At 31.6% G+C, this 6,264-nt stretch carries 5 protein-coding genes and 10 tRNA genes; all 15 read right to left on the bottom strand.

Annotation, left to right across the window (positions count from 1 at the left end; all coding sequences use genetic code 4):
• Positions 1-208: 208 nt before the first annotated feature.
• Complete coding sequence (gene nagB, locus BST80_RS03465) at positions 209-955, bottom strand: glucosamine-6-phosphate deaminase (protein WP_415745977.1); 747 nt, start codon at positions 953-955, stop codon at positions 209-211.
• Positions 956-999: 44 nt separating this feature from the next.
• Positions 1,000-2,160 (bottom strand): N-acetylglucosamine-6-phosphate deacetylase, encoded by a 1,161-nt coding sequence (gene nagA / locus BST80_RS03460; RefSeq protein WP_415745976.1) that lies wholly within the window; start codon positions 2,158-2,160, stop codon positions 1,000-1,002.
• Positions 2,161-2,183: 23 nt separating this feature from the next.
• Entirely contained in the window at positions 2,184-2,753 is a 570-nt protein-coding gene (locus BST80_RS03455; RefSeq protein WP_415745975.1) for a hypothetical protein, read from the bottom strand.
• 223 nt (positions 2,754-2,976) lie between these two features.
• A tRNA-Phe gene (locus tag BST80_RS03450) sits at positions 2,977-3,052 on the bottom strand.
• A 5-nt stretch (positions 3,053-3,057) separates the two neighbouring features.
• Positions 3,058-3,133, bottom strand: a tRNA-Asp gene (locus BST80_RS03445).
• A 2-nt stretch (positions 3,134-3,135) separates the two neighbouring features.
• A tRNA-Met gene (locus BST80_RS03440) sits at positions 3,136-3,210 on the bottom strand.
• Positions 3,211-3,261: 51 nt separating this feature from the next.
• Positions 3,262-3,354 (bottom strand) — tRNA-Ser (locus BST80_RS03435).
• A gap of 32 nt (positions 3,355-3,386) precedes the next feature.
• Positions 3,387-3,463, bottom strand: a tRNA-Ile gene (locus BST80_RS03430).
• Position 3,464: 1 nt separating this feature from the next.
• Positions 3,465-3,541: transfer RNA gene (locus tag BST80_RS03425), tRNA-Met, on the bottom strand.
• A 31-nt stretch (positions 3,542-3,572) separates the two neighbouring features.
• Positions 3,573-3,648 (bottom strand) — tRNA-Ala (locus BST80_RS03420).
• A gap of 16 nt (positions 3,649-3,664) precedes the next feature.
• Positions 3,665-3,741, bottom strand: a tRNA-Pro gene (locus tag BST80_RS03415).
• 22 nt (positions 3,742-3,763) lie between these two features.
• Positions 3,764-3,840: transfer RNA gene (locus BST80_RS03410), tRNA-Arg, on the bottom strand.
• 41 nt (positions 3,841-3,881) lie between these two features.
• Positions 3,882-3,957 (bottom strand) — tRNA-Cys (locus BST80_RS03405).
• Between the two features lie 88 nt (positions 3,958-4,045).
• Positions 4,046-5,665, bottom strand: coding sequence for a DAK2 domain-containing protein (locus tag BST80_RS03400; RefSeq protein WP_415745978.1), 1,620 nt, complete (start codon positions 5,663-5,665; stop codon positions 4,046-4,048).
• 111 nt (positions 5,666-5,776) lie between these two features.
• Positions 5,777-6,115 carry an Asp23/Gls24 family envelope stress response protein gene (locus BST80_RS03395; RefSeq protein ID WP_400249046.1) on the bottom strand — a complete coding sequence of 113 codons (339 nt, stop codon included), beginning with the start codon at positions 6,113-6,115 and terminating at the stop codon, positions 5,777-5,779.
• Positions 6,116-6,264: the final 149 nt, after the last annotated feature.

The following is a 6,264-nucleotide window of genomic DNA, read 5'->3' as shown; positions in this document are numbered from 1 at the left end:
TTTAAATATATTTTATACGAATTTTAAAATAACTAGGTTATGCAAGAAGTCTACTGTATAACTCAAAAAAAGTTTTAATAAAAACTCTTTTGAATAATTACTAGGTCCAATTTTTCTCACTGATATTGTTATACTTCTGCTAAAAAAGTATTTCTTTAAACAAAAAAAGGTTTTTGTTAAAATTATTAAATTTTCTTTCAATTCATTTTTAACTAAGATTAATTCCTCGTGTTTGTAATAATCCAGCCGCTGCTTTATCAACTACAACAGTAACATCTTGATGCATTTGCAAAGCTGTACAAGGTCATAAGTTACTAATTTCACCTTCAACTAGTTGCTTAACCGCATGTGCTTTATTTGTACCATTAGCAATTAAAATAATTTTTTTTGCATTTAAAATTGATTTAATGCCCATTGACACTGCTTGATGGGGAACATCACCTGGTGAAGTAAAAAAACGAGCATTAGCTTCAATTGTTGAAGGAACTAAATCAACAACACCTGTTAAAGAATTAAAATCTGCTGGTGGTTCATTAAAACCAACATGCCCATTAGTACCAAGACCTAATAATTGTAAGTCAATTCCCCCTGATTTTGCAATTAAATTATCATATTCTTTCGCATAAGCAATATAATTACCTGTCCCTAATGGTACATAAATATGCTTTTTATTAATATTTAAGTGATTAAATAATTTTTCATTCATAAAGTAACGATAACTTTGTGGGTGGTTTGGTTCTAAACCAATGTATTCATCTAAGTTAAAAGTTGTTACTTTACTTCAGTCTGTCTTATTTTTTTTATAATCTTCAATAATATATTGATAAGTTGTTTCTGGTGATGAACCAGTTGCTAAACCAAAAACAACTTTTGGATTTTGCTGCACATAATTTACAAAAATTTGTCCAACAACTTTCCCAATTGCATTTTTATCTTCAACAATAATTAATTTCATTTTTTATTCCTCCCTATTGTTTTATAATTTATTAAAATAAATTTCTATTTTTGTGTTAAATGATGTTGTGAATAAGCAATTTCACCTTCACATAAAGTCATTAAAACTTTTAAGTCAGCATCTAACACAACTAAATCTGCTAATTTACCAACAGCGATTGAACCAGTCGTTGAATAAATTCCTAATTGTTTAGCAATATTAGTGCTAGTAACTAATGCTAAATCTTGGAATGAACAATTAGTAAACTGCTGAAAATTACGAACACAATAATCATAGGTTGCAACTGACCCCGTAATTGTAGTTGTGCCTTTAATGACAACTTGTTGTCCAATTTTAACAACTGGCAATTGCCCAAATTGATATTCATCATCAGGTAATCCTTTTGCAAACATTGCATCAGTTACTAAGCAAATTCCTTTTGCTCCTTTAATTTTATAAGTTAAATTAATGATATTTGGATTAATATGAATTCCATCACTAATTAATTCACATAAAATTTCATCAAAATTTAATGCAGCAGGAACAACACCAGGCTGACGATGATCATATTTGCTCATAGCATTATATAAGTGTGTTACATGGTGGACTCCCATTGCTACTCGTTTTGCGACTAAATCATATGTTGCATTTGAATGTCCAATTGATGGTAAAATTTGATGTTCTAATAAAAACTTTGTAAAAGTACCATTTTCTTCTTCAGGCGCATATGTGACAATCCGAATGTTATTACTTGAAGCTTCTATTCATTTTTCTAACAGGTGAATGTTTGGTTCTTGTAATAATGTTTCATCATGTGCACCTTTAAAATTATGGGAAATAAAAGGTCCTTCTAAATGGACACCAATTTGTCGTGCTTGCGGGCCCTTATTATAATTTTTCATATAATCTTGATATACCGTTAAAATTTTTGTTAAAGTATCATCACTGCCAGTAATAATTGCTTGGCAATATTTGGTAATTCCTTCTTGTGGTACTGCTTGAGCAAATTTTTGAAAACTAGCAATTGTGCCTTTTTCAGTATCTTCACCATATCCACCATGCACATGACAGTCAATAAAACCAGGCATAATAATTGCTTGTTGTAAATCATAACCTCTTTGGTCAGTATGACCTGCTGTAATTTTAACAATTTTATTATCTTTAATTTCAATTCATCCATTTGAAATTACTTCTTCACAAATTATTTTCGCATTTTTTAAAATCATTTTGTCTTTCTCATCTTTCTATCTTAAAACTTAAAATTTAGTGGTAGTTTTTTAAGATCAAAGGTAACTTTCTTATGCCCCAAGCAACGATAAAGCAATGCTAAAATTAACATATGATTATTTTCCCGAATCAAATAAGTTTGCTTTCCAACCGTAATTTTAACACCAATATCAATAAATTCAACATTTGAAATATCTGTTAAATTAAACTGAACTACTTCCTTATTATTATTCTTATCTAAACCATCAATAATAAACCGCTTATTAGTAATTAATAAAACACCCTTACAAAAAAACTTAATATCTTTATGGGTTGTAAAAAGATGAATATTAACAGCATTATTTTTAAAATGGCACTTTTCCTTTGATTGTAAATCAAATGCCACTGGTAAAACTTTTAAGGGACGTCATAATGTAAAATTAACTTCTTCAACATTATAAATAAACTCTTGTTCACGACCAGTTAGAACTAAATCTAATTTCCGTTGATATTTATAAAACCGATGAATAAAATCTTGGGTATAAGCAAAATTTTTTAAAATTCAACGTTTAAAAATTCAATATTTAAAATTACGGAAATTCTCAGTTCCCATCTTTTTCTGATAACGGTCTAAGACAAAGCAAAGCGTGGTTTATATTTAAAATTGTCTTCATTTAACGCAAACTTTCACTCTTCACGTTTTAAATAAAAGGTTATATCTTTTGTCAATCTTGAAAACATTCCCATCACCTTTATTAATTATATAACAAAAATAAAAAACTCTAAACTAATCTACGATTAATTTAGAGTCTAGGGTTATTTTTAACTAAATTCAATGGTGGTTCAGGACAGAATTGAACTGCCGACACTTTGAGCTTCAATCAAATGCTCTACCAACTGAGCTACTGAACCACGATTGGCGGTCTTGACGGGACTTGAACCCGCGATCTCCTCTGTGACAGAGAGGCATGATAACCACTTCACTACAAGACCATTGGTTGCGGGGGCAGGACTTGAACCTGCGACCTTTGGGTTATGAGCCCAACGAGCTACCACTGCTCCACCCCACAATTTTAATACTATCATAACTTAACTTTTAATTGCAAGTTTTTTTAAAAAAATGGCGGAAGATGAGGGATTCGAACCCCCGCGCGGCTTTCACCGCCTGTCGGTTTTCAAGACCGATCCCTTCAACCAGACTTGGGTAATCTTCCAAAAAATGCTCGGAAAGCAACTAAATAATAAATGGTGGACCCTACTGGACTTGAACCAGTGACCATCCGGTTATGAGCCGGATGCTCTAACCAACTGAGCTAAGGGTCCATGGTAGCGAGAAAGAGACTTGAACTCTTGACCTCCCGGGTATGAGCCGAGCGCTCTAACCAGCTGAGCTATCCCGCCATATCAAGTTTAATTGCTTTACTAAAGTTAATGGTGGACCCGAACGGGATCGAACCGTCGACCCCCTGCGTGCAAGGCAGGTGCTCTCCCAGCTGAGCTACGGGCCCAAAATAGTATAAAAAATGGTCGGAAAGACAGGATTCGAACCTGCGACCCCTCGGTCCCAAACCGAGTGCTCTACCAAGCTAAGCTACTTTCCGAAAAAAATAACATTTAAATAAATGGCGCGCCCAGAAGGATTCGAACCCTCAACCTTTTGATCCGTAGTCAAACGATCTATCCAATTGATCTATGGGCGCATAAGAAATAAAGCAGTATTTAAATGTTGAGCAGATTTAAATGGAGGCACTAGTCGGATTCGAACCGACGATCGGGGAGTTGCAGTCCCATGCCTTAGCCACCTTGGCTATAGTGCCATAAAATCTAAACCCCTACTATATTATCATATTCATAATTCATTTCAAGATAAATAAATAAAAAAATAATTCATTCTATTATTTTTATTTATTCTACAGCAATTAAAAACGGGTATAATGTTTGATCACCATCAATAAATTCATATTCAACATCAAAACTTTCATCTAAATATTTTCGAATTGCATTAATATCGCGTGTTTCTGCTTCTTCACCAGCAAAAATTGTAACAATTTCTGTTGATTTTGTAATTGCTCGGTCAAACAAGTATTTCATTGTTCGTGATAAAGTTGGAAATGAACAAATAATTTTTTTATTCATAATTCCCATATATTCTCCTTTGTTAATTTTAACACCATCAATTGAAGTTGTTTTTGCTGAAACAGTAATTGACAAGCTTGTCACATTTTTAAGACTTGCTTTTAATGTTGAATAAATCTTTTTCGGTGTCTCTCCCGGTTCAAATGATAAAGCTGCTACCATTCCTTCTTGAATTGATGTTGTTGGCACAACATAGACATTGGACTTACGTTCAACTTTTGCTGCTTGTTGCGCTGCTAAAATTGCGTTACTATTGTTTGGTAAAATAAAAACATCAACCGCATCAACTGCTTCAATTGCACTTAAATAATCATCCGTTGATGGATTCATTGATGCTCCACCATTAACTGTAAATTGAATATTTAAATCAGTTTTGAAAAAATTAGCAATGCCATTTGATGGTGTGACAGCAATAATAGTGGCCGGATTTTTCAATTGCCGATCAATTTTAATTGTTTTAACATGTTTGGCTGCTTGTAAATTCATATTTTCAATTTTAATATTCTTAAACTCACCATGTTGTTGTAAAAAAGTTAAAATATAACCAGGAAGTAAAGTATGGACATGAACTTTTAAAATATCATTATCAACAACTGCAACAATTGATTTTCCACCTTGATCTTCTAATGTTTGGCGAATTTGCATTAAATTAATTTTATTAATATGCTTATGATCTAACATTACAATTGCTTCAGTACAATAACCAAATTCTTCATTTTGTAAATCCATAACAACATTTTCACCAGTATTTTCAACCTGTTTTTTTCGTTGTGACACAATTTTTCCTGTTTTTCAATATTCTGTAATGCCTTCAAATATTTTTACTAAACCAAAACCACCTGAATCAACAACACCAACTTCTTTTAAAACTGGCAGTAACTCCGGAGTATGATTCAATGACTCAGTTGCAAAATCAACAATTTTTTGGAATAACTCTGGAACAGGAATTTCTTTTTCTAATGTTGAAACATGTTCCGCAGTTTCACGAATTACAGTTAAAATTGTTCCTTCAACCGGTTTCATTACCGCTTTATAAGCAACCTCATTTGCTTGTGAAATCCCTGCTTTAACTGAATCAAAATTTAATTCATCAAATTCTTTTAAACCATTGGCAAAACCACGAAAGATCTGTGACAAAATAACACCTGAATTACCACGAGCTCCCATAATTAAGCCGCGTGCAAAAACATCAGCAACCTTACTAATTGACTCCGAATTGAGTTCATTAATTTCCTTAACAGCATTAGTCATCGTTAAATTCATATTTGTTCCCGTATCGCCATCAGGAACTGGAAAAACATTTAATTTATCAATTTCTGGATAAAAATTATATAAATTATTATAACCGCTGATCAGTGAATCTTTAAAAGATTTTGCATTAAATTCCATTTCTATCACCTTTACATTTTTCATCAATTAATTTCCCTTTTTTAGTTCTCCTAAGTGATATAACTGTAAATCTTGCATCATTCAAATATCTCATTTTAATAAATTTCCTACCTAAATTAATAAGTCTTGAATATTTACATTCACATAAATCATAATATTGTTTGAATAAATATCCAGTTTTTCTAATTCATATTTAATCCTAATTTGTATTTCTCGGGCAATATCTTTAATATTTACTCCTTCTAGCAAAATAATAAAGATATCTATATAAAAATTACGACCATCTTGTCTCAATTTAATTGACTGTGAGTAATCTTTAAGTAGCATTATCACATTATCTTCATTATTTTCAGTATCATCAACCTTTGCGAATCCAGCGACCCCAGGAACTGTAATTACTGCTGCATGAACTAAATTTGCAATTTTAGCTACATTAATTTTTTCAATCATAAAAATCACCACTAAACTAAATTAACATTATTAATTATAACTAGAAAATATAATAAAGCAATAAATTTATTATATTTTCTTGTGAAAACCATATACATTTTAGACCACTGATTTAGTCTTTAAATTAGAATGGAGATTAAAATGAAAAA

Source organism: Spiroplasma sp. Moj, assembly GCF_016082285.1.
Taxonomy (GTDB): Bacteria; Bacillota_I; Bacilli_A; order Mycoplasmatales; family Mycoplasmataceae; genus Spiroplasma; species Spiroplasma phoeniceum.
This window is presented reverse-complemented; position numbering and strand designations above follow the sequence as displayed.